The organism is Methanothermobacter defluvii (assembly GCF_003385755.1).
GTDB lineage: Archaea > Methanobacteriota > Methanobacteria > Methanobacteriales > Methanothermobacteraceae > Methanothermobacter > Methanothermobacter thermautotrophicus.
Genome location: NZ_QREL01000004.1, coordinates 90292 through 112145, shown reverse-complemented (window position 1 = coordinate 112145; position 21854 = coordinate 90292). Strand labels below are relative to the sequence as shown.

The window sequence follows — 21854 nt, the reverse complement described above, 5'->3', positions numbered from 1 at the left end:
GAGCAATTGCTCCATCCGTTCGTGATGGGAATTCACCACTGCTCTGGCACTCTGTATCCAGCATCAAACCGCAACCGTCTGATTGCGGCCCTCATCAATTAGTGATCATGAATTTACCATGGTCCTAGAATCGGGTCAATCACTGCTCACCAGTGATGGTTAAACTCATGAACCCGCGCCATTGGACAAACCATGGCACACCCAATACACAGCCACCCACCGAACACAAACAAAATCGAAAAAATTGCACAGCATTGGTAAGGTAAGATCATTCCAGCACTTCTATCAACTACAATGAATTAATACAAAAAACAGAATGAATAGCGCCAGTAAATCAGGAAAAGACGCCGGGGACGGGATTTGAACCCGCGAGATCCAAAGGATCATTGGCTTAGCAGGCCAACGCCGTACCAGACTGGGCCACCCCGGCCTTACCATAGACTATCTGCATCAAGCATTATAAGTTTTTCGTTCAGGGAATATTGATTGTAGGGTGGGCACGTTCAGGGGTTGACAGATCTTCCATCCACCGGTGATCCTGATGACCGGCTCCACCCCGTTAATCCGCAAGCATCAGCTGTCCATGGTAGGGCTGCTCCTTTCCAGGCCTGACCCGTTCCCATGACTAAGATGGTTTACCCTGACCCTCCAGTCAGGGCCCCATCACCACTGATCCTGCGGGACGAGGCTTCGACACCGACCATCAGGGCCGATGGACAGTCAATCAGCCGTCCCCCGAACTTCAACCGCGCCATATAGGGGATTTGCGCTTACAGAGGACCCCTAACCCTCCGGTCTAGCCCATTTTACTGATTATACTAAGTGGTATTTTAATGTTTCTATAAGCAAAAAGGCCGGTGATTCAGAGATTGAGCTGTCTGCGGGTACTAAAAAATTAATAGACGAAGGTCCAATAATTAATTTCCATGGACACACTGATAGCAATAAGTCTCATTCTGAGCCTCTACATGGCATTCAACATTGCTGCAAATGACATAGGCAATTCAGTCGGTACAGCCGTGGGCAGCGGTTCCCTCAAGATGAGGAGGGCTCTCATTCTAGGTGCCTTTTTTGTATCCCTAGGAGCAATATTACTTGGCGGAAACGTCATAAAAACAATAAGTGAGGGAATAATCCCTCAGGGATTTTTCAGTCCAAGAATGGCCCTTGTGATAACCGCTACAGCTTCAATCTGGATAACATTCACCATAATCAAAAAGATACCCATTTCAGGATCAGATGCAATTGTAAGCTCAGTTATTGGCGCCGGGGTTGCTGCAGTTGGGATCCAGAACATGCGGCTGGATGTCATCGGATTCATAGTCCTAAGCTGGATCATATCCCCCCCCTCGCAGGTCTTTTAATGGGATTCCTTATATACCATGCCATCAGGAATATGATAATAAAAGCACTTCAGGGTATGGGACTCAGGGATCGTGCTGAGAAGATTTTTTCCTATCTCCAGATAGCGAGCTCATCATTCTCAGCCCTTAACCTCGGGGCTATAGATATAGCTGTTGCCACAGGGGTTATATTCGCAGTGGGAAGTTTCGGAGGAAACTGGATCAGAATCCTGGGGGCCATCGGCCTTGTTGCGGGAATCCTCCTTGCAGGTAACAGGGTTACAGAAACAATTGGGAGAAGGATAACAGATCTAACACCAAGCAGGGGCTTTTCAGCCCAGCTGGCAGCTGCAATTATAGTTTACCTTTTCATGGGTTATGGTATGCCTGTATCACCAACACAGACACTCGTCGGATCAGTGATAGGTGTGGGAATTGCACATGGGACATCAACAGTAAAGTATGATGTTATAGGACACATAGCCTATACCTGGATAGTCACGATACCCACATGCATTATCCTATCATCTGCAATATACATTATTACTGGATTCTGGGGTTAAAGAGTTTTGAGGGCCCTTATGATATCCCCATCGGCAATTATGCCAACCATATCCCCATCATCCACCACAACAAGCTGGTTTATGATTCCCTCATCAGATGAGTAGTCATTCATCTTTTCAATGGCATCTGCCAGGGTCTCCCCCGGGGCCACGGTTGCAACATCCTTTACCATGACCTCACCGACTGTGGTTCCAAGCTCATAGTTGTCAAGTATGAGGTTGTGACCTAGGTCTGATGCGGTGACGATTCCAGCAAGCTTACCTTCCTCCAGTACGGGAAGTGCGCTTATCCTGTGCTTCATCAGTTTTTCAAATGCAAAAACGACATCCTCAGATGGCTCGACTGTTATAACATCACGTGTCATTACATCCTCAACCTTAACCTCATTCAGTCTTTTCAGCACCTTTTTCTCCTCCTTTAACAGTTGTCTTTGTTAATGATTTGATGATCGAGTCAATTGTTGTTACAACATCTATGTTCTCAATTACAGGCACACCGTGTTTTCGTGCCTGGTTTTCTATGTATCTGTGAATCCTTCTGATGGCCCAGAAGTAACTTATGTATCTTTTAAGGGGTCTTCTGGCCCACATCTGCCTGCAGCGTGAATAGAACCTCCCCTTATGAACGTTCTCATCAGAGACCGTCAGGACAAACATTGCAACGTTTTCCTTGTTAACAAGGTCCTCCCTTATGAAACCAGGGACTATGTGCACGCCCTCAATAACTATGCTTATCCCCTCTGTCAGCGCCCTCTCAATTACTGCCTCCACACCTATGCTCACACTTTCAACGTGGTCCCTGAATCCTATGAGGACCTCGTCTAGTTCCGGTGGTGGGGGTATCCTGAGGGACTGGTAGGCTGTGTAGCTGGATTCGTAGATGGATGGAAGAAGTTCCCTGGAGACTATCTTACGCATGACCTCTCTTATCATGTCGGTACTTATCATGTTCCTTATTCCAAGGCGGTTTGCAACTTCAAAGGCGATTGATGATGTTCCCACACCTGAAGCACCGCCTATGAGTATTATGAGGGGCTCCTTGCACTGTCTTATCTTTCGCCAGAGCATGTACTTCTCTGCAACCTCGGGGTCCTCCTTCCTGAGATGTTCAGAGACGATTTCAACCAGTTCCTCAATGGTTATCAGATCCACCTTATTCTTTTTAAGGTGAGCCTCAATCCTTGAAGCGAAGGTGTATGCCCTGTTTGGATCCATCTCTGCCCGGGTCAGTGAACGTGCCAGAACACCCTTGGAGAATGGCTCTGTGTATTTCTTTCCACTTACCTCTCCCTGAACCATTATCATGATCTCACCTCAAAAAGAATTCAGTGATAATCTGGAATCCAGTTTTTATATATTTAACTGGATTTGAGGTTTAAGATTTCGGCCCTTACGGAGCCATCATCGTCAATTTCAATGAGAGCTGCCCTGCCCTCGGAAAGCTGCCCCGGGTTTACTATGAGGGTTTCACCAAGACGTTCCACACCGGGGGACTCATGGATGTGGCCGCAGATGTTGATGCATGGCTGATGCTTCTCAATCACATCCCTCACACCGGTGCTTCCCACGTTATCCCCGGAGGGAATCCTGTCAACACCGGTTCCATGTGGTGGTGCATGGGTTACAAGAATCAGCCTATCATTCCCTTTGAGGTTCTCAAGGAGTTTATCCAGTTCGCTGCGTATCTCATCCTCTCCCAGTTCAAGGGGTGTGTTGAAGGGTGTTGGATTGGAACCGCCAAGTCCGCAGAAGGTAACATTCTTAACACTGAGGGTTCTCGCGTGGATATTGATGGCTCTGGAATTTTCGATTCTGGATGCGATCCCATGGGGGTCACAGTTTCCAGGTACAGCTACCACCGGTATCTTGTGTGATGCCAGGTCATTTAGCAGTTCCTCGGCAAGTTCAGGGGGACCGAAGTGGGTTATGTCCCCGGCTACAACAATAATGTCCACCCTGTTATTTTTCAGGTAACTGTGAAGTTCCGGGATGTTTGATCCATGGAGGTCACTAACTGCAAGGATTTTCACGAAAAATCACGCCCCTATTCCCTGAAAAATGAGCCTATTTCTCTAAGGCCTTTCTTTATGTCCTCTGAGTCACCGTAAATCGCTATAAGGTCATCCTCTTCGAATTCTATTATCAGACTGTGGGTTTCGGCGATGTCCTGGACCCTGTCCTCTGCAAGTGGTTCCCTGAGGTGAACCCTTGCAGCTGCAAATCCTGGCGGCGCCCCGACAATGAATTTTGATTTGGTCTGTGGGGGTCTGTGGACCTCCTCCCCCCTAGCCGCCCTTTTCAGTTTTTCAATCCACTGTGCAGGGTAATCTGAGGAGACTGTCTCTGCGAGTTCAAGGAGTTCCTCCTGGATGGAGTTTAGCATGTCATTTATTCTCTTGAGCTCCTTCATCATTTCAGGGTTTTCAGGGTCTGATTTGTAGAAGTTTATTGACGTCCTGACCAGCCTTACGTCCTCTGTGATTGATGTGGGTACATCCACATCCCTTTTTCTAAGGTCTGTTAGAAGTTCAACCAGGACAAACCATGTCTGTTCTACTGGTAGTGTCATAGGTGTCCTTCCAGAATTTTTAGGGTTGTATGATTTATCTTTGCACCTGCCTCCTCCAGCTCCTTTCGGATCTCATCAACGCTGTTGTAGGAGCTGAGGAAGAGCACATGGTTGCTCTGAGTGCCCTTAATGGATATTATGGCTATTTCATCATCATCTGAGAGCTTCTTTTTCTCAAGTCCCGCCTTGTAGTCCACGAAGGGTCTGAATTCTTCTGGAAGATCCTTAAGGGTGAATATTCCCTTTAAAGTGGCTATAAACAAAAAAACACCTCTGGTTTACTTTATGGGAGTTTAACTCCCCTGAAAAAATAAATAATTTAGGGGTTTATCCGCTTCCAGGTGCGAGGCGGTCGAGTTCCTCGAGTTTTTCAAGGCACTCGTCGACACATACCTGGTGAGCGTCAACCACAAGGTCCTCTTTTGGAAGACCCATTGCAAGTCCCAGCAGCTGTGCAAGGTGGAGTACTGGTATGTCGAATTCTTCACCGAACTTGTCCTTGATCTCCATCTGACCCACGTCAAACTGAAGGTGGCAGAATGGGCAGACGTTGACTATTGCATCCACACCTGCTTCCTTCATGTTTCTGAGTTTTTCCATTGTGAAGTCCAGGGCAACATCCAGGTCCCTGGATCTTACTCCACCACCGGCACCGCAGCACATCATCTTGTCCTTGTAGTCAACTGATTTTGCTCCGGTGACCTCAACAAGTTCGTCCAGTATTGTTGGCCTTTCAGGGTTGTCTATGTTTATCTCTTCGCTTGGTTTGAGGAAGTGGCATCCGTAGTGCACTGCCACGTTGAGGTTGAGGGGTTTTTCAACGACTTCTGAGAGTTTGTCAAGTCCCACATCATTGTAAAGAATTTCAGCCAGGTGCCTTACGTTTATTTCACCCTTGTATTCCCTTCCTGCTTCCTTGAGGATCTCATTGATTTTTGCCCTCATTTCCTCGTCTTCCTTGAGGAGGTGGTTTGCTTCAAACAGTGACCCGAAGCATCCGTTACATTCTGTCATGACGTCTGAACCCATCTCCTCAGCGATGGTGATGTTCCTTGCTGCTATTGCAGCCCATGTTGTCTTGTCGAATGAACCGAAGACCCCTGGTGCCGGGCAGCAGGATGCCCCTTCCATGTCCTTGAGTTCGATTCCGAGTTTATCGAAGAGGACTCTTGTTGCCTTTTCAATTCCAGGGTACCTGTTGTTCATGATACATCCTAAAAAGTATGCGATTTCCATTTACATGCCTCCCTATTCTAGTTCACCTGTTTCCCAGTTGTATCCTATTAACTGGTCGAAGCCTGTTGCCTTGATGATTTTCTGAACCTCTTCAAGGGCTTCTGGGAACTGGTGTGTTGTTGGTGGTAGTTCTCCGAGGCCAACTGCCTTTCGGAGTTCCATTGTTGCGTCGTTTATTGGCACGCCATGGCCTGTTTTTATAACGAATGATCCAACTGCCTTGTGGGCTGGTGCCATGAATCCTGCCTTGGCTGCCTCGTTCCTTGCAAGTTTCACAACATCCACGATTTTGACCTTACGTGGACACCTTTCCTGGCAGGAGTAGCAGGTGGTGCACATCCAGAGTGCTGGATCTGAGATTATTTCGTCCTTTAATCCCACGTTGGCCTTCCTTATTATCTGCCTTACCCTGTATGGGGTTCTTCTTCCTGATGGGCATGAACCTGTGCATGTACCGCACTGGAAACAGTATTCCAGACTGTCTCCGCCTGCTGCTTTTATTTTTTCAGAGAATTCCTTGTCAATATTACCCTTTCTGATTATGTTTTCCTCTCTCTGCAGTAGGGTCATTATATCACTCCTTTCGCTTTTTTCCTCCTCATCCTCTGATTCCTCATCGGAATCAGAATCCTCCGAAGAGGTTTCATCCTCAACAACCTCCTCATCTTCATCGGAGGTTTCAGCTGGTTCTTCAGTTTCAACTTCATCAGCATCTGCAGTTTCCTTCTCTGGGGCTTCAGGGACCTTAACAGTCTCCTCAGCCTCAGGGGCCTCAGAAACCTTCACAGGTTCCTCAGGGGCATCGGAGGTTTCAGATGCAGATGATGAAGGTTCAGCTGAAGGTTTTTCTTCAGGTTGAGGTTTCTCAGTTTCTTTAATGGGCTCGCTGGGAGTCTCTGTTTCCACTGGTTTCTCTGTTTTGCTGTCCTCTTCCTTCTTCTCACCCATCAACATTTCCTTTAGGCGTTTTAGAACTGACATTGTTTTCACACCCTGAAATATCCCTGGTTAGCAAACCTCAGATTTTTCTTATTAGACTGTGACTCTCATCTCTATATAAAGATTCCTAAAATTCGCGAGAGTGTAACCTTTAAGGTTACAGCATTCTGGAAATGGTTAAGTAGAAGGGTGCCTCAAGTAGGTATGACGGTGCATGATCATGAGCAGATACCAGATAAAGTTACATGACGGTCCTGCAAGGCTGGGCCTCCTGGATGATACTGAAACACCTCTACTCCTTGAACATGACGGGATGGAGATAGCACCCCATGAGACCATACCCTACAGTGTCCCCAGGGAAATTGCAGAGTGGGGTGTTGATGAAACCCTCAGGATGGCCTCAGGTTCCGCTGCAGATTATGCCTTCATACATGGATCCAGCTACCAGGACCTGCGGATAAGGTGTGCCCTTGAACTTGAGGAGATGGGGTTCAGGAGGCTCATAGTGGCAAATATGGATGAACTGCTTCAGAGGCCCGGTGACCTTGTGAGAATTCTAACTGCACTGAGGGAATCTTTGAAGCCTGAAACCCTGCTTTGCTCAACCTTCTCACACCCTGCATTCATTCCCATCCTCACCTACATGGGCATGGACCTCTTCTCAGATGCCACTGCAGAGCTATATGGGAGACTCAACATCCTCCTGACAGAGAGTCACACCTATCCACTGGACACCTACGGTATCTGTGATGCTGGAGCAGGGAATCTCATGGAGAGAAACAGGCACACCCTTGAGCTAATAATCAGCGAGGTCCGTGAGCATATCAGGAACGGAACACTCAGAAACCTTGTTGAGGAGCGTGCTGCCTCATCACCCCAGAACATGTCAGCACTGAGGATTCTGGACCGTGAGAAGCAGGAATTCCTCCAGAGATACACACCTCTATACTAATTTTGCAGCAGGTTCATTTTTAGACTCCAGCAGCTAATGAGAACCCGGTCACAAAGGAGACCCCACAACAAGATAATGAAAAGACCCTGCATCCACCACATCTTCGACCTCAAATCCCTTCTCCCTGAGTATCCCGATGACCTCATCCTCAGATAGCCTCAGGTCAAGGTGTGGACCCGGGGTTCCTGGAATTTTCTTAAAATCAACTATGGCGAGTTTACCATCATCCCTCAGGAGTCTCCTCACCTCGGCAAGGAGGAGGTCAACCTCCCCATTTGCAACTATCCCATGGAACACGTTTGCCATGAAATAAATGTCAACTGTCCCGTCGGGGACAGGAAGCCTCCCTGTTATATCATCAAGGAGTGTTACAATGTTTTTGATCCCTGAGGCGGCTGATCTGAGGGCTTCAACTGAAGGTGGATATATGTCAACTGCAATTACCATTCCCTCATCTCCCACAGCATTCACCGCCTCAAGTGAAATGAAGCCATCACCGCATCCAGCATCGAGGAACGTATCTCCTGGTTTGAGTGGAAGCAGCTCAATCAGTTTCCTGGCGTCTATGAGGTCACGTGTTGATTTACCCCCATCAACATGCACTCTGCCCACACTAACACCTCCTCGGTTATGAGAAAAATGTCATGCCCCTGTAACTACTCTGCTTCTAAAGATGAATAATCTTTCGGGATAGGACATTGTGAACATTCCATAATCACAAAATAACTTTCACAACCACACGAATGGCGTCTCTTCAGAAACCAGGAACATTCCATAATCACTGACGAAATAACCGCCACCAGACGACACTGAAAATCCATGATCGCTGCCAAGTTATAAATAAAAACCCTGACAGATAATTAAGTGGTGTTTAGATGATAGAAAAGATGGAGCTCACCATGATAAACGGGACCGTCCATCACTTCAAGAGGGGTGAATTTGGGGTTGAAATGATAAAGGTTGATAAGGAGAAATGCGTCATACTGGTGAGCTTCTCTGAGAGGGAATTCGGGAAAAGGGAGATAATCATCCCCCTCCAGAATGTTGAAAAATGTGAGTATCTCCTGAGATAGGCTATAGGATCATCCTCTCCACCACTGCCCGGGGTGCCCCTGCGATCTCAACAAGATAGTCCGCCTCAATGAAATGAAGGCCCGCCGGGACCACAAGACAGTGGAGTGGATCACCGAAGTCCTCGTCAACGAGTGCAGCTATTCTATCAGCCCTCACAAGGGGCTTCTCAGAGCCAGCCCTTGCTATGACAACTGCAAGGTTTTCGCCACTAATTGTATCATCATCAAGTTTCTCTGATGCCTTCAGGAGATACCTGAGCCCCTCACTGGCGGTCATGTATCTATTCCTGTGGGCCTCGATATCCAGGAGCACAAGGGAGTGGGAACCTGCCTTAAGGTTCTCCCCTATGTTGGTGTAGGGTGATGTGGGAAAGTAGTTATCAGAGGTGAATGGTATTGTGATTATCCTTCCAAACTTGTAGGCCTGGAGGCCTGCGAGACCCGGGGCGGCTGATATTATGGATGACGAATGGATAACCCTTGTCTCTATGCCCCTCCTGTGGGCGTCTATGAGAAGCTCCGTGTGTGTTGTTGCAACAAGGGGATCCCCCGCAACAAGGAGGGCCACATCAAGCTCCAGGGCCCTTTCAATGGGGATTCTTTCCTCCTCGATTTCTCCCCTCCCCAGGACCTTCACATTCCTACCTATTCTCCTCTCGATTGCCGATAAACTGGACCCCTGGAGCATTGCAGTGTAGAATTCAGCGTAAACCTCGTCACAGTCCTCTATGGCCCTCAGGCCCTTGATTGATATGTCATTCTCGTCATAGAGTCCCAGTCCAATTATGTATAGCATCTTAACCCTCCATAATCAGTATCAGAAACCATTAATAACGGTATATATGCACGTGACCAATATAATAAGTGACTCAAGATAGGGGAAGTTTCAATCATGAAGGGCTTGAAGGTTCCAAAGAAGATGGCGAATGATATCATAAAGATGCTTGTTGCTGGGTCACTGCTGAACAGGGACTACCGTATAAGCCGGGACCATGAGCACGTTTACATACCCCTCAGGGAGGACGCCAGGATCCCTGAGATCGATGGTGCTGAAATTGTTGATCGGGAATTTAAGGAGAGCAAACGCTCCCCTGCAAGGTTCACCGACATACTGAAATCAAAAATCCCTGAAGACGCCCTTGCATCAATCAGGAGGTCCTTTGACATAATAGGAGATACTGTGATACTTGAGATACCAGAGGAGCTTCATGATTACCGTTTCACCATTGGTGAAGCCGCCCTTGAATTCACAGGCAGAAAGGCTGTATACATGAAGAGGAGTGGTGTGAAGGGAGTTACCAGGACCAGGGAACTTGAACTGATTGCCGGATCAGCGCTGTCAGAGACCATACATCAGGAGTATGGAAGCCGGATAAAGGTGGATATAAAGGACGTGTACTTCAGCCCCAGACTTGCAAATGAGAGGGAAACTGTAGCGGCTCAGGTAAAGGATGGTGATGTTGTCCTTGACATGTTCGCAGGGGCTGGACCCTTCGCCATTGCAGTTGCAAGGCATGGCAGGGCTTCACGCATCTACGCCGTTGACATAAACCCTGTAGCTGTGAGGTACATAGAGGAGAATGCCAGATTGAACCATGCCGAGGATGTTATAGTTGCAGTTGAAGGTGATGTAAGGGAGTTTCTCAGGGACAGGGAGTGCTTCGCTGACCATATTATAATGAACCTCCCTGGAAGTGCCTGCGAATTTCTTGATGATGCCATCAGGGCCGTGCGGGACGGTGGAGTGATACACTACTATGAATTTGCAAGGGACTTCAAAACCCCTGTGAATCGTTTGAAGGATGCTGCGAGGCCCTTCCAGGTTGAGGTCCTTGATATGAGGAGGGTTAAATCAAGGAGCCCAGGGGTCTGGCATATGGGTATCGACGCCAGAATAAGAAAAACTGCCTCTTCAGATCCAGAAAAAAGTGAAAAGAGTATATAACTCCCTGATATAAAAAAGGGTTTATTCTATGATTTCAGGGTCTAGAGGGGGTCGAGGATGCCCTTCTCAGTTATAATCCCTGAGATGAGGTCCGATGGTACTATATCAAATGCAGGGTTAATCGCCTCTGTTCCCCGGGGTGCTATCCTGCAGCCACCATAATATAGAACCTCTGCAGGGTCCCGCTCCTCTATTTCGATGTCATAGATGGAGTTTTCCGTGTCAAATGTGCTCATGGGTGCTGCAACATAGAAGGGGACATTGAAACGTTTTGCTGCCAGGGCAACCATGAGGGAGCCTATCTTATTTGCCACACCACCCTCTGCGATACGGTCGGCGCCTATTATCACCTTATCGATCATGCCAGTCTGCATCAGGTAGCCTGCTGCAACATCCGCTATCAGCTTAACGGGGATGCCCTCCTGCTGCATCTCCCAGACACTGAGCCTTGCACCCTGGCCAACTGGCCTTGTTTCATCACATATAACTGTTAACCGTTTTCCCTCATCCCATGCGGCCCTTATAACCCCAAGGGCTGTCCCGTAGTCAACACAGGCAAGTGCCCCGGCATTGCAGTGGGTTAAAACCGTGTCACCATCCTCTATGAGCCCCGCGCCGTGTCTTCCTATTGCCCTGTTGGTCTCCATGTCCTCCCTGTACATTGTGATGGCTTCATCCAGGGGAGATTCTGATTTCATCACACGGTCAACGGCCCAGAACAGGTTCACTGCTGTTGGTCTCGATGCCTTTACCTCCTCTGCTGCTGCCTCAACATCCTCACCGGCGAGTTCCGCCATTGCAACACCAAAGGCTGCTGTAACCCCTATCGCCGGTGCACCCCTCACAACCATGTTCTTTATGGCATATATAACGTCCCTGTAGTTCCTGCAGCGGAAGTATTCGAGGGAGTCAGGTAGTTTGCGCTGGTCGATGAGGACCAGCTCTCCATCCTTCCATTCAAGGGTCTTCATGTTCATCTATCCCTGGTCAGTAGTGGCTTGCTGGTGTCATGTCAAGGTGTTTATCGGCTTCTTTCTTTCCAGGGATCCCGTAAGCGTCTGCCCTGCACTGTGTACATGCCCTGAACACGGGTATTATCTTCTCAACTTCGTTGCGGACCCTCTCGATCTGTTCACATGTTGGTCTCGGATAGTCCTTCATCTCGCCCATTGGTATGAGAGGTATTATGTTCATCAGGGACGCTCCCCTCTTTTTAACCTCCCTTGCAATGTCAACTATGTGTTCATCGTTGAGGCCGGGTATGAGGACGCTGTTGACCTTTACAATTATCCCCCTCTCAGCGAGCTTCTCAATACCCTCCAGCTGGTTCCTCGAGAGAACCTCAAAGGCCTCCCTTCCATGGTAGACCTTATCCTTGTAGACGACGAAGGAGTATATCTTCTCCCCTATCTCAGGGTCCACTGCGTTAACTGTGACGGTGACGGTGTTAACCCCAAGTTCTGCGAGTTCATCTGCCCTGTCCGGTAGGAGAAGTCCGTTGGTGCTCATACATTTAAGGAGGTCCGAAAATTTCTTGCTGGCCTTTTTGAAGAACTCGAATGTCTCCTCATTGGCCAGAGCGTCTCCTGGACCGGCCACACCAATTACACTTATTGGCATCTCCTCCTTAACCTTTTCCACGTGTTTTATGGCATCATCAGCTGTCATGAGCCTTCCTGTAACCCCTGGCCGTCTTTCACATTCGTTTATGTCCCTGGTGCAGAATTTACAGTGAATGTTGCAGCGGGGTGCTATTGGAACATGTATCCTTCCAACCCTGTCATGCAGTTTCTCGTTGAAGCATGGGTGGGCCTTTGTTATGTGTGCAAATCTTGTCTGTCTCTGATCTGGCATTTCTTCACCTCATCCCATCAATTATCTCCTTCGCCTTCAGGACCCATTCATCCCTGAGTACCTCATCGGTGCATACGAGGGCTATCAGGTTGTCCTCAGATAGATCCCTTATAACCCGGAATCCCTCGGGTATTATCCTGAAGATTGCATCGTATACCCTCTTCTTGAGGTTGAGTGAGGGGTCATGGACCGTCATTCCGGTGATATCCGAGACCGGGTCCTCAATTATCACCTCAAACCTGGAGGGCTGGCGGACCCTGCCCCTTCCCTGTGTTTCCCATAACCTTTCAAGTAGCTGTGGGAGGTAGGTCTCATCCTTTATCCTTAGATGAATGGAACCTGTGGCCTTATCAACCTCCATTTCAGCCATATCCTCAAGGTGAATGGGTTCGGATGTCTTCTGTGTCTTAACAGCTATTATGAAAACCGGTTCCCTTGGATCAACCCATATCCTCAGGTCATCTATGGCCCTTGAAAGCTGCAGGTCCTGGAGAACCTGCCTGGTGATTATCTCATAGACTGCGGCTCCGCGGGGGTCATAGCATTCGATCTGTATTCCCATATTAACCCTCACCGGCCTTCTTCATTCCTGAAACAAGGAGCGCCGCCCCCACTGCACCGATGTGCTGTGAGTATGGTGGCACTATGACATCTATACCCCCAAGGATGTCGCTGACTGCCTTTACAAGACCCTCTATAAGTGATGTTCCTCCGACCTGTATCAGGGGCTCCCTGACATCTATCTCCTGGAGCTGTTGCTCGTAGACCTGTTCAGCCACAGAGTGGCATGCTGCCGCGGCTGTGTCCTCCCTGGAGGTCCCTGCTGCCAGGGCTGTGACAAGGTCCTGTATACCGAAGACTATGCAGTAGCTGTTTAGAAGGGCCTTCCTGTAGTCGCCCTTGAGGGCGAGGCTTCCGAGCTCATCTATCTCCACACCGAGTCTCCTGGCGGTTATCTCAAGGAAACGACCTGAGGCACCGGCACAGATACCCCCCATGGTGAAGTTGTCTGGTATACCATCGTTGACCGTGATGACCTTGTTGTCCATACCACCTATGTCCAGCACCGTTGCCTCTCCCTTCTGGTGGTCTGCAAGGAACACTGCACCCTTGGAGTTGACGCTCAGCTCCTCCTGGATGAGGTCCGCCCCGTAGTGCTTCCCTATTGTGAGTCTACCGTATCCTGTGACACCCATCCCATCAATATCCTCAAGCTTGTAGCCGGTCCCTGAGAGTGCCTCCTCTATGCCCTTCTCTGCTGAACCTATGACATCGGTCGTTGGCAGCCACCCGGTACCTATGACCTCATTATCCTCCATGAGGACAACCTTGGTTGTTGTTGATCCCGAGTCGATACCCATGGTGAGGCCCTCCTGTTTCTCCCTTGCCAGTATGCTCTTCCTTGCGACTATGGTGGCTAGGGCCTCCATACGTATAAAGAGTTCATCCGCCTTGGTCCTTTCTGTGAATGAGTAGGTTACAACTGGGAGCCTGGTGTTCTGCTGGATGAACCTCCTGAGCTCATTCCTCACAAGGGCGCCCTCGGCACATCTGAAGCATGTTGCTATGAAGACTGCATCGGCATCTGTTTTACCCTCCACCAGGGACATTGCCCTGGCTATCATCAGCCTTATGCTTGAACTGGCACAGTTGAACCCGAACTTTTCATAGGCCTCATCTATGTAGTCGAGGTCAGCCTCGGGGATCACTATCTCCGCCCCGAAGGTTTCGGCGGCCTTCTCAATTTCCTTCTGAACACCACTGTAGTCGGTTCCGCATGAAATCTGGGCTATTTTAACCATTTTGAGCCTCCAGTTCGTCTAAGAAATTATTTATCTTGTTGACAACATCTATTGTCTCCTCACGTGTGCGGGGATATTTAAGTTCAAGGGTTGGTATGCCCCTCTTCCTGAGCTGAAAGACGCAGAGCTCGTTGGTCCTTGCGCAGCCTATGCAACCGAAGCCGAAGGGTGCCTCCTCCATTATTATGGCTGCATCTGCCTCCTCTATGAGCGGACCGAAGATTGACATCCTGCCCCTGACACCTGATGGAACCTCTATTGCGGCGTACTTCAGTCCCCTGATTGGGTCCTCTTCGGTTATGTTGAAGGGAGGTGAGTCTATTTCAGGGTCTGTGACCTTCTTTTTTAATTCCTTCTGGATTACCAGTGGCTCATGTCCCCGTCTCTCAACAAGATCAGCCAGTATCAGTGAGTTCGGTGGAAATATGGCTATCTTCAATAGAATTCCCCCTTATCTGTATCCTGGGGTCTTCTGGCTATCTCGACCATGTCTGTGAAGAGCCCCTTTGTCGCGTCAACGATGCCCACTGCACATATAACCTCACCCTCCTCCTTGAGGGGTACGACAACAACGGGAATCCCTCTGTATGGTCCCCTGTCAGGTGTTTCCCGGGCTATTTCCCCTGATTCCAGGACCTTCTCAAGTACGGGTCCTGTGTAGTTATCATCAATCACCTTTCCGTCCTCTATTCTGAGGCCCGGTAATTCCCTGCTCCTTATTGTTAGGGGCAGGCGACTTACAAGTTCATGTATGCAGATGCCAAGTTCCCTCAGTTCCTCTCCACTTGATGATGATGTTATTTTCATTTTAACCAGCCCTATGTTTTCTGTTTTGATTTTTGAGCTTTTTCAGCTATCCTGCGGAATTCATCCACAGAGATCTTCTCCTTTATTTCAGGTGCGACCTCCTGCGGGTTTTCAAGGGCCTCGCATACGTAGCCCAGGAGTTTGAATTCCTTCTCAAGCTGATGGTATCCCTCCCGGGCGGCCCCCCTGTGTCCCCTGCATCTCCTGGGGTCTCCAGGTGGAAAGCCCCTCTCCTTTGTGAATATGTTGGGGGGGTCAAGGCTCCTTATCCTTTTCACGGCCTCCATTACCACATCCTCATCTCCATGGATAAGTGCTCCGTAGCATGTTGACTTTATTGTGAGGGGAAGGCCAAGGAGGTGGAGTTTCTGGACAAGTTCCGATGAACTCAGCCTCGCCGATGGACCCAGTATTATCATCCTGGTTGCCTTTTCACCCTCTTTTTCTTTCCCGGACATATACGGTATCCCCCTCTTTCAGTTTTTCAATATTCTCAATTCCACCTGTGATTTTACCTATCATGTTGGTGCCGTTGAATGGTTCACCTGTGGGACCATACTCATCGTTGTCCTCGAGTCTGACACCCACCATACCTATGTGGCGCCTTGACATGTTGGTTATGCCGATGTTACCCTTCTTAACGCATCTCTCAGGTGTATTTTCCGGTATGAGTCCCTTTGCCAGTGATTTATCGCCCTCAAACATGACCACCTTCATTCCAGGGAAGGCGAAGTGTACCCTGAGGGATCCTATCGGTGTGTCGATGAGACCTGTGAGCCTGCGGAAGTACCAGGATGATCTGGGAGCAGCCGGGTCCAGTTCTATCTCAAGGATCTTATCCTGATCAACACCAACTGTCCTGACCTTCCCCTCCCTCAGGATGTCCATGGTGTAGGGTGGGTCCTGGACCACCACGATGGCATCATCATCCATTATACCCTCACGTATCTGTTCTATACCATATTCCCTGAGGTAATCCTCAGCCTCCTTCTGGGTCATGGCCACGGTCATTATCCTTCCGGGTTCGCATTCCACTGTTATCTGGTCGCCCTCGCCTGCTATGTCAACCAGTTCCATGCCCTCTGTGACATGGCCTATGATGTTATGGGATGGGGTTGAAACCCTATCCTCCCTGTAGATGTAGACCCTTCCAGAGCCCCTTCCTGTGTTTCTGAGTGTCACAGCCCCCCTGTTTCTCTTGTCGATTTTTTCGGGGTCTTTCTTTATTCCCTGGAGGGAGTAAAAGCCTATGAATGAATTTGCCTCATAGTCAACCCTGAGTTTTCCATCCTCCAGCATGGAGAAGAAATGTTCCACTGACTGTGGTGATTCAGGGGAGGGTTTAACCTTCACGTAGGTGAAGATCTGGTTGCCTTCCTCGAGTTCTGTGTTGAGTTCTGTTACAGCGGCGCTCTCAACTATGCTCTTCCTCTCAACCACGGGTTCAACTGATTTCACCATGTCATCCGGGGTTAACCTCTCAACTGTCCTTTTTCCGCCTGTTAACCTTGCAAATACTCCTCTGTTCTCCCTTGGGACACCGTATACTGCTGAATGGGGTTCCTTTGATATTATTATATGTGTTGAATCCGGGCTGAATCCTGAGAGGCTCATTATAACCTCATCTTCATCGTAGGTGAATTCATCCCTTGATGGTTCCAGTTCTGTCCTGAGGGGTCCCATTGCGATCTCAGATGGAGTGGTCCACCTGATGCGCATGTTTTCAAGTCCAGTGTAGATGCTCCTCCATTCCTCGACCAGGGCCGGTGCCTCTTCCGGCAGGAGTTCCAGGAGTATGCTGCCTGCTGTTGTCCTGATGCGGTAGGTGTCTATTGTCCTCTCAAGTTCCCTTGTACCGCTTATGAGGCACACCAGTGTCCCCTCCACGTAGGGGGCGCCGGTTGCCTCAAGGGCATCCCTCACCGTGGATCCATCCGGAAGTTCTACTCCCGCCCCGTTGACCTTAACAAACATGATTTCTCCCTCATAGAATTTCTTCACTCAATCCTGTTTCCCCAAACATCAAAATCTCCCCACTCACATGGTTCTTCACAATTTTTCCTCGGTCACTCCTGTTATTATCTCACTTTTAAGGTCAAAGAGGACCCCCTCATCATCATCAACCCTCAGATAAAGCCTCTGATCGGCTATTATTTCGCCAGCATCTGATGCTGTTATTCCGACTGACTCCAGCAGCTCCACACATTCATTTACATTTTCAGGTGCTGTTGTTAGAACGAAACCTGATCCTGGATACATCTTAAGCCAGCTGTCCCAATCAACGGATCTGTTCCTTGGAATGGATTCCATTTCAATTCTCGCCCCCACATTCGAAGCTTCAAGGAGCATTCCAAGTGTTCCGAGTGTGCCAGGGTTACTTATGTCCTTCCCTGCGGTGACAAGGTGCCTCTCAGCAAGTTCTGCCATGATATCTATCTGTGCCTGCACATCCTCGGGGCTCTTATGCGTGGTTGTATCCCAGTTCAGTGGAAATGAAGGGTGTGGCCTTCCATCGAGGTCTATCCCGACAATGACGCGGTCCCCTGGCCTGGCGTCACAGCTTGTTATGATGGCATCCTCGGATGCTATCCCTGCAATTGAAACATCAAGGGCATCGTAGGGGGTGTCGGGGTGAACGTGACCCCCCACCATTGGAACCCCGAATTTATCTGCACCATCCTTTATGCCCTCCATGACACTGTAACAGGTTTCACTGGAGTTTATTGACAGTACATTGACCATACCCACAGGTTTACCGCCCATGGCCGCTATGTCATTAACGTTAACAAGGACGGAACAGTAACCTGCCCAGTAGGGGTCGGCGTCCATCAGGCGGCCCCATATGCCATCTGCGGCCAGTAGAAGAAGTTTCCCGTCCCCGATCCTTATTGCAGATGCGTCGTCACCGTAGCCGAGGTAGGTGTTTCCTGAAACATTGTAGGCATCATTCAGAATAGAAACAATATTCTTTATCGGTCTTTTTCTTGTTACACCCTCAAAATTTTTAAGGGAATGGATGATATCATCTAAATCCAATTCCACACCTCTTTGTATCGTTTAGGTGTATCTCACAGTGTATTCTGCACCTATATTATCTATAATCTGTAGCAGATCCTTTTTAAAAGTTTCCAAGTCCTCCACTTCAATTGTGTCACTGCCCCTGAATAGCTCCCTGTGGATCCTCTCACCCACTATATCATCCCATCCTCCCTCAAATTCTATTATGATGGAACCTGAGCATTTGAAACCGTTCCTGACAACCCTGTCAATGTCTCCATCTGTGATGCCAATGATTGGAACGTCAAACCTGTAGAGTATGTCTGCTGCCACAAGGGTCGTGTCGTCTCCCACGGTGACAACCAGGTCAGCGTCATGAAGGCTGTAGATGTCCTCTGCTGCGTGGTTGAGGAATGAAACCCTGAAGCTCTCCTTATTATTTTCTCTTAGCTTCACCTTTCTTGGTTTTACATCGGATCGTCTTAGGAGTCCTGTCTTCACCACCGCGTCCCTTAGGTTGACCCTTCCAAGCTTCTCGACGCCGTGTTTCTTTATGCGGCCCCCGATTATATTTGTGATTATGCCGTTCTCTGCAACCAGTGTGACGTCATCTGAGGTTGATGTCCCCACCACTATACCGTTGACAAAGATGTTCTCGTTCTCTGAGACACCCACGAGTCTGCGGTATTCCCTGCTATCAGGTTCCTGTTCGTTGCAGGGCTCTCCATGGAATATTTCACGGCATATCTCCTCGGGGTCCACCAGTTCAAGTCCAAGTTCATCTGCAAGCTTTTCTGCGAATGGGAGTACCTCCCTCCTCCAGGGTACAACACTTCCATCGGGCTCTCCAGGTCTTTCTATCTGGACCATGGGCGGTTTCTTCTCCGACCTCTGGAATACCTTGTAGCCAAAGCCGTGGCCGGTTATGCGGGATTTTCCATAGTTCATGAGTACAACAAGGTCATGGCCCTCCTCTGCACAGAGGTCAACCGATTCACTGGGAAGTCTCTTCTCTGAGATGTCTATGATATCCTCAAGGTGGGCGTCGTAGACAGCTGTTCTTCCCATGGTGCCTCCCAGTCTTGCCTTCACATGACCGTATTTTCTAAGGAGTTCTATGAGCTGTGCTGCATAGCCAGAATCAACAATGTGTGGTCCGTGAACAACCACTCCTATCTTCATGAAATCACCTGAAGTTTCAGTTTCTGTGCCTCTTGCGGACTATTCTTGAACCGCATATCTCACATTCCTCAAATTCATAGTCCAGGGGGTACACCCTCCGGCACCCGGTGCATACCCGTCTCCAGCTGTAGGTGTCCCTTATACCTGATGTTAGAACACTCCTGAACCCTATACCCAGGATTTTCAGTGTGTTCTGTATTGTGTAGTCGTCTGTTATCACAGTGACGTCATCCTCCCCCCTCAGGGAAACTGCAAGGCCTATGACCTCCATGTCTGTGGGGGAAAGTCTCATTATGTCTCCTGATTCGCTGATGGCGTCCTCCACCACCTTCATGCTCTCAGGGTCGGGTTCGGTTATTTTGAGTCTACCTTCCCTCAGTGCATCCTCCAGTATCATCATTGACCTGAAATCCCTGATCTCCTCTGTGACCGACCTGACAGTGTAATTTTCCCTTCCCTCTGGCACGTATCCATTTATGAAGGCAGACGCGTCAAGAACCTTCTTCATAAAAACCACATTATCAATATGCATGGGGTCTCTGTCTTCAGCTTTGAGGGATCACCCTAATAAATGTACCTTGAGATGATGAAGAGGAAAAACGCAATCAGCTGCACTGCCCCAGGAAAGATCCCTGCAAAAATGTGGATGTATGTTTCCATCCTTAAAGGCTTCAGAGCTGCTGAATGGTAACCGGGCTGACATGAAAAAGTATTACCACAGAATCTAATAAAACTGTTAGAAACCTGTTTTTTTGGATTTAAATGGTTTTAAAACCTTTAAACGGGATTATGGCTCCCAGATGCTGATTTAAATAACCTAACGAAAACTTTATAAATAGTGCTGTTAATATATAGTAAACGGGTAGGGTCCAGGACTTTTAAAACTTATTCTGGTCTTTTAAATTGGAATTGAAACCGCCTCCAATCCAATATCAAACCCTACCCCGATCAAATCGTCATAAATTTTTATTACTTTTCTCTCCTTGTCAGAAAGGGGATTATAATCATTTTCGATAAGCTAAAAACCAGAAGACTTATAAATCACGCCCACATAAATAAATTGTTACATCCATAATTCAGTATTAAGTAGACGGTTGATGAATATGAAAAGTCAGAGTATGGAGGAGCACAGGGCCTCAGCTCCAGAGAATATCAGCTGCGGTGTCATCACCCTCAGTGATTCAAAGTACCGGGAGTTCCAGGAGACCGGTGAAATACCCGAAAGTGACACATCTGGCAGACTTCTGGTTGATGCACTCTCCCGTGATTACAGTGTTTCAGAATACACTGTGATACCCGACGATGGTGAGAAGCTCATCTCTGCAATTCATGACATGATCGATGAAGGGGTATCAGTCATATTCACCACAGGCGGCACCGGCATCGGAAGCCGTGATATAACCGTTGAGACACTCAGGGGGATCTTTGAAAAGGAACTTGATGGTTTCGGTGAGATATTCAGGTATCTCTCATTCAAGGAGCTTGGAGCCGGGGCAATACTCAGCAGGGCAACTGCAGGCGTTTACCGGGGGACCCTCATATTTGCACTGCCGGGATCACCCAACGCAGTTAAGCTTGGAATCGAAATTGTGGTCCCGGAGATAGGTCACCTTGTGAAGCACCTGCGGGAATAGTGAGAAATAATAATAGAATGTTCAGGAATGGTTGAAGTCAGATACCGAAAGTAGGGGTATGAGGGTTATGCCCTCCCTTTTAAATTCCTCGACAGCCCCTTCCTCACGGTCAACAATAACAAATGCCTTCTCAACGATCCCACCATTCTCCTGAATTGCCCTAACCGCCTTAAGAAGAGAACCGCCAGTCGTTGTAACGTCCTCAACCACGGCAACCCTGTCACCTTTCTGCAGATCCCCCTCAATGAGTTTTGATGTTCCGTATCCCTTTTTCTCCTTTCTTATCATCAGGAGCGGTTTTCTGGAGTAGAGTGACACCGCAGTGGCTATTGGGACCGCCCCGAGGGCTGGACCGGCTATCCTGTCCACTTCACCGGCCGCATCGGCTATTAGCCTCGCTATAACGTCAAGGACAGCCGGCTCCGTTACCGCCCTCTTTATATCAACATAGTAATCGCTTTCCCTGCCGGATGAGAGGATGAATTTACCCCTCTGAACGACATCCATTTCAGACAGAAGTTCTATAAGCTCCCTTCTGAGTTCCTCTGTATTTTTGACCTGCATATCTTACAGACTCCCAGCTCTGGAACGTAGCAATCTGAACATACCTGTGCCCCGCAAAGTCTACACGTGTGAAGAAAACCTGCACGCCCGCAGATGCTGCAGATTCCCCTGAGCTCCAATCTCTTCACCGGCCCATCGGGTCTATTCTTCAGGGCCTTTGAGGAGTATCTTGTCACCTATCTTCTTGACCATTTCATAGGGGACTATTGTTTCACCCTTTGATAGTCCAAGGCCCTCTGATATTCCGCCCTTCCCAAGAACAAGTGATTCTATTGCCTGGGATTCTATGTCGACTTCCACGTCCTTTACCTTCCCTATGACCTTTGCAGAGCTGTCAAGAACCTCTTTACCAACCATTTCCTCAACTATTCTCATAATACCACCATTTAATCAC

Annotated in this window: 28 protein-coding genes, 1 tRNA gene and 1 other RNA gene; 6 read left to right on the top strand and 24 right to left on the bottom strand. The window is 48.6% G+C overall.

The features are described from left to right. Positions 1-345: 345 nt before the first annotated feature. Together C7452_RS09010 and ffs are read right to left on the bottom strand one after the other, a co-directional pair. Positions 346-430 (bottom strand) — tRNA-Ser (locus C7452_RS09010). Positions 431-491: 61 nt separating this feature from the next. Further along, positions 492-807, bottom strand: an RNA gene (gene ffs / locus C7452_RS09005) — signal recognition particle sRNA. A 119-nt stretch (positions 808-926) separates the two neighbouring features. Between ffs and C7452_RS09270 the strand changes: the two genes are divergently transcribed. Continuing rightward, the gene (locus tag C7452_RS09270; protein WP_333473075.1) at positions 927-1364 is read left to right on the top strand and encodes an inorganic phosphate transporter; all 438 of its coding nucleotides are present in this window, start codon (positions 927-929) and stop codon (positions 1362-1364) included. After that, on the top strand, positions 1364-1906 hold the full coding sequence (locus C7452_RS09265; RefSeq protein ID WP_333473074.1) for an inorganic phosphate transporter: 543 nt from the start codon (positions 1364-1366) through the stop codon (positions 1904-1906). The genes C7452_RS09270 and C7452_RS09265 overlap by 1 nt, the downstream gene beginning before the upstream one ends. Here C7452_RS09265 and C7452_RS08995 read toward each other — a convergent pair. The 7 genes from C7452_RS08995 to hdrC all read right to left on the bottom strand — a co-directional run bounded on the left by C7452_RS08995 (position 1903) and on the right by hdrC (position 6692). Beyond that, on the bottom strand, positions 1903-2271 hold the full coding sequence (locus C7452_RS08995) for a CBS domain-containing protein (RefSeq protein WP_010877486.1): 369 nt from the start codon (positions 2269-2271) through the stop codon (positions 1903-1905). The genes C7452_RS09265 and C7452_RS08995 overlap by 4 nt on opposite strands. A gap of 19 nt (positions 2272-2290) precedes the next feature. Further along, the gene (locus tag C7452_RS08990; RefSeq protein WP_010877485.1) at positions 2291-3211 is read right to left on the bottom strand and encodes a 2-phosphoglycerate kinase; all 921 of its coding nucleotides are present in this window, start codon (positions 3209-3211) and stop codon (positions 2291-2293) included. Between the two features lie 53 nt (positions 3212-3264). Next, entirely contained in the window at positions 3265-3936 is a 672-nt protein-coding gene (locus C7452_RS08985) for a metallophosphoesterase (RefSeq protein WP_010877484.1), read from the bottom strand. Between the two features lie 14 nt (positions 3937-3950). After that, positions 3951-4475: a DUF2096 domain-containing protein gene (locus C7452_RS08980; protein WP_115892903.1), complete on the bottom strand. Its 525-nt coding sequence runs from the start codon at positions 4473-4475 to the stop codon at positions 3951-3953. Further along, positions 4472-4738, bottom strand: a complete 267-nt coding sequence (locus C7452_RS08975) for a DUF749 domain-containing protein (protein WP_010877482.1) — start codon at positions 4736-4738, stop codon at positions 4472-4474. The genes C7452_RS08980 and C7452_RS08975 overlap by 4 nt, the downstream gene beginning before the upstream one ends. Positions 4739-4802: 64 nt before the next feature. Further along, complete coding sequence (gene hdrB / locus C7452_RS08970; protein WP_115892902.1) at positions 4803-5711, bottom strand: CoB--CoM heterodisulfide reductase subunit B; 909 nt, start codon at positions 5709-5711, stop codon at positions 4803-4805. 12 nt (positions 5712-5723) lie between these two features. Next, a complete protein-coding gene (hdrC, locus tag C7452_RS09220) occupies positions 5724-6692 on the bottom strand; it encodes a CoB--CoM heterodisulfide reductase subunit C (RefSeq protein ID WP_048061164.1) in 969 nt (322 codons plus the stop codon). A 178-nt stretch (positions 6693-6870) separates the two neighbouring features. Here hdrC and C7452_RS08960 point away from each other — a divergent pair, with 178 nt between their 5' ends. Continuing rightward, a complete protein-coding gene (locus C7452_RS08960) occupies positions 6871-7602 on the top strand; it encodes an archaeosine tRNA-ribosyltransferase (RefSeq protein ID WP_245942918.1) in 732 nt (243 codons plus the stop codon). 48 nt (positions 7603-7650) lie between these two features. Here C7452_RS08960 and C7452_RS08955 read toward each other — a convergent pair whose 3' ends face one another. Beyond that, the gene (locus tag C7452_RS08955; RefSeq protein ID WP_010877478.1) at positions 7651-8214 is read right to left on the bottom strand and encodes a class I SAM-dependent methyltransferase; all 564 of its coding nucleotides are present in this window, start codon (positions 8212-8214) and stop codon (positions 7651-7653) included. Between the two features lie 263 nt (positions 8215-8477). On the opposite strand from C7452_RS08955, the gene C7452_RS08950 reads away from it, so the two are divergent. Further along, positions 8478-8675, top strand: a complete 198-nt coding sequence (locus tag C7452_RS08950) for a hypothetical protein (RefSeq protein WP_010877477.1) — start codon at positions 8478-8480, stop codon at positions 8673-8675. A gap of 1 nt (position 8676) precedes the next feature. On the opposite strand, the gene dph5 is transcribed toward C7452_RS08950, so the two are convergent. Beyond that, positions 8677-9471 (bottom strand): diphthine synthase, encoded by a 795-nt coding sequence (gene dph5, locus C7452_RS08945; protein ID WP_115892900.1) that lies wholly within the window; start codon positions 9469-9471, stop codon positions 8677-8679. Between the two features lie 96 nt (positions 9472-9567). Between dph5 and C7452_RS08940 the strand changes: the two genes are divergently transcribed. After that, positions 9568-10620, top strand: a complete 1053-nt coding sequence (locus tag C7452_RS08940) for a class I SAM-dependent methyltransferase (protein ID WP_115892899.1) — start codon at positions 9568-9570, stop codon at positions 10618-10620. Between the two features lie 41 nt (positions 10621-10661). On the opposite strand, the gene mtnA is transcribed toward C7452_RS08940, so the two are convergent. The 11 genes from mtnA to C7452_RS08885 all read right to left on the bottom strand — a co-directional run bounded on the left by mtnA (position 10662) and on the right by C7452_RS08885 (position 19770). Then, the gene (gene mtnA / locus C7452_RS08935) at positions 10662-11591 is read right to left on the bottom strand and encodes an S-methyl-5-thioribose-1-phosphate isomerase (protein ID WP_115892912.1); all 930 of its coding nucleotides are present in this window, start codon (positions 11589-11591) and stop codon (positions 10662-10664) included. Between the two features lie 16 nt (positions 11592-11607). Beyond that, positions 11608-12474: a FeMo cofactor biosynthesis protein NifB gene (nifB, locus tag C7452_RS08930; RefSeq protein ID WP_115892898.1), complete on the bottom strand. Its 867-nt coding sequence runs from the start codon at positions 12472-12474 to the stop codon at positions 11608-11610. Positions 12475-12478: 4 nt separating this feature from the next. Then, entirely contained in the window at positions 12479-13036 is a 558-nt protein-coding gene (locus tag C7452_RS08925; RefSeq protein WP_115892897.1) for a methanogenesis marker 17 protein, read from the bottom strand. A gap of 1 nt (position 13037) precedes the next feature. Further along, positions 13038-14276: a methanogenesis marker 15 protein gene (locus C7452_RS08920; RefSeq protein ID WP_115892896.1), complete on the bottom strand. Its 1239-nt coding sequence runs from the start codon at positions 14274-14276 to the stop codon at positions 13038-13040. Continuing rightward, positions 14269-14715: a methanogenesis marker 5 protein gene (locus tag C7452_RS08915; RefSeq protein WP_115892895.1), complete on the bottom strand. Its 447-nt coding sequence runs from the start codon at positions 14713-14715 to the stop codon at positions 14269-14271. Before C7452_RS08915 ends, C7452_RS08920 begins: the two co-directional genes overlap by 8 nt. Next, positions 14712-15083, bottom strand: a complete 372-nt coding sequence (locus tag C7452_RS08910; protein ID WP_115892894.1) for a DUF2111 domain-containing protein — start codon at positions 15081-15083, stop codon at positions 14712-14714. Before C7452_RS08910 ends, C7452_RS08915 begins: the two co-directional genes overlap by 4 nt. 11 nt (positions 15084-15094) lie before the next feature. Continuing rightward, entirely contained in the window at positions 15095-15541 is a 447-nt protein-coding gene (locus tag C7452_RS08905) for a methanogenesis marker 6 protein (protein ID WP_115892893.1), read from the bottom strand. Further along, positions 15516-17057, bottom strand: coding sequence for a methyl-coenzyme M reductase-associated protein Mmp3 (mmp3, locus tag C7452_RS08900; RefSeq protein ID WP_170130341.1), 1542 nt, complete (start codon positions 17055-17057; stop codon positions 15516-15518). Before mmp3 ends, C7452_RS08905 begins: the two co-directional genes overlap by 26 nt. 75 nt (positions 17058-17132) lie before the next feature. After that, entirely contained in the window at positions 17133-18119 is a 987-nt protein-coding gene (locus C7452_RS08895; RefSeq protein ID WP_115892891.1) for a methanogenesis marker 2 protein, read from the bottom strand. Between the two features lie 21 nt (positions 18120-18140). Beyond that, positions 18141-19262 (bottom strand): DUF2117 family protein, encoded by a 1122-nt coding sequence (locus C7452_RS08890; RefSeq protein WP_115892890.1) that lies wholly within the window; start codon positions 19260-19262, stop codon positions 18141-18143. A gap of 16 nt (positions 19263-19278) precedes the next feature. Continuing rightward, positions 19279-19770 (bottom strand): type II toxin-antitoxin system VapC family toxin, encoded by a 492-nt coding sequence (locus tag C7452_RS08885; RefSeq protein ID WP_170130340.1) that lies wholly within the window; start codon positions 19768-19770, stop codon positions 19279-19281. Positions 19771-20365: 595 nt separating this feature from the next. On the opposite strand from C7452_RS08885, the gene C7452_RS08880 reads away from it, so the two are divergent. Beyond that, positions 20366-20896, top strand: coding sequence for a MogA/MoaB family molybdenum cofactor biosynthesis protein (locus C7452_RS08880; protein ID WP_115892888.1), 531 nt, complete (start codon positions 20366-20368; stop codon positions 20894-20896). 21 nt (positions 20897-20917) lie between these two features. Here the strand turns inward: C7452_RS08880 and pyrE are convergent, their stop codons facing one another. Continuing rightward, the gene (pyrE, locus tag C7452_RS08875; RefSeq protein ID WP_115892887.1) at positions 20918-21460 is read right to left on the bottom strand and encodes an orotate phosphoribosyltransferase; all 543 of its coding nucleotides are present in this window, start codon (positions 21458-21460) and stop codon (positions 20918-20920) included. Positions 21461-21601: 141 nt separating this feature from the next. Beyond that, on the bottom strand, positions 21602-21835 hold the full coding sequence (locus tag C7452_RS08865; protein WP_010877461.1) for a PRC-barrel domain-containing protein: 234 nt from the start codon (positions 21833-21835) through the stop codon (positions 21602-21604). Positions 21836-21854 lie beyond the last annotated feature (19 nt).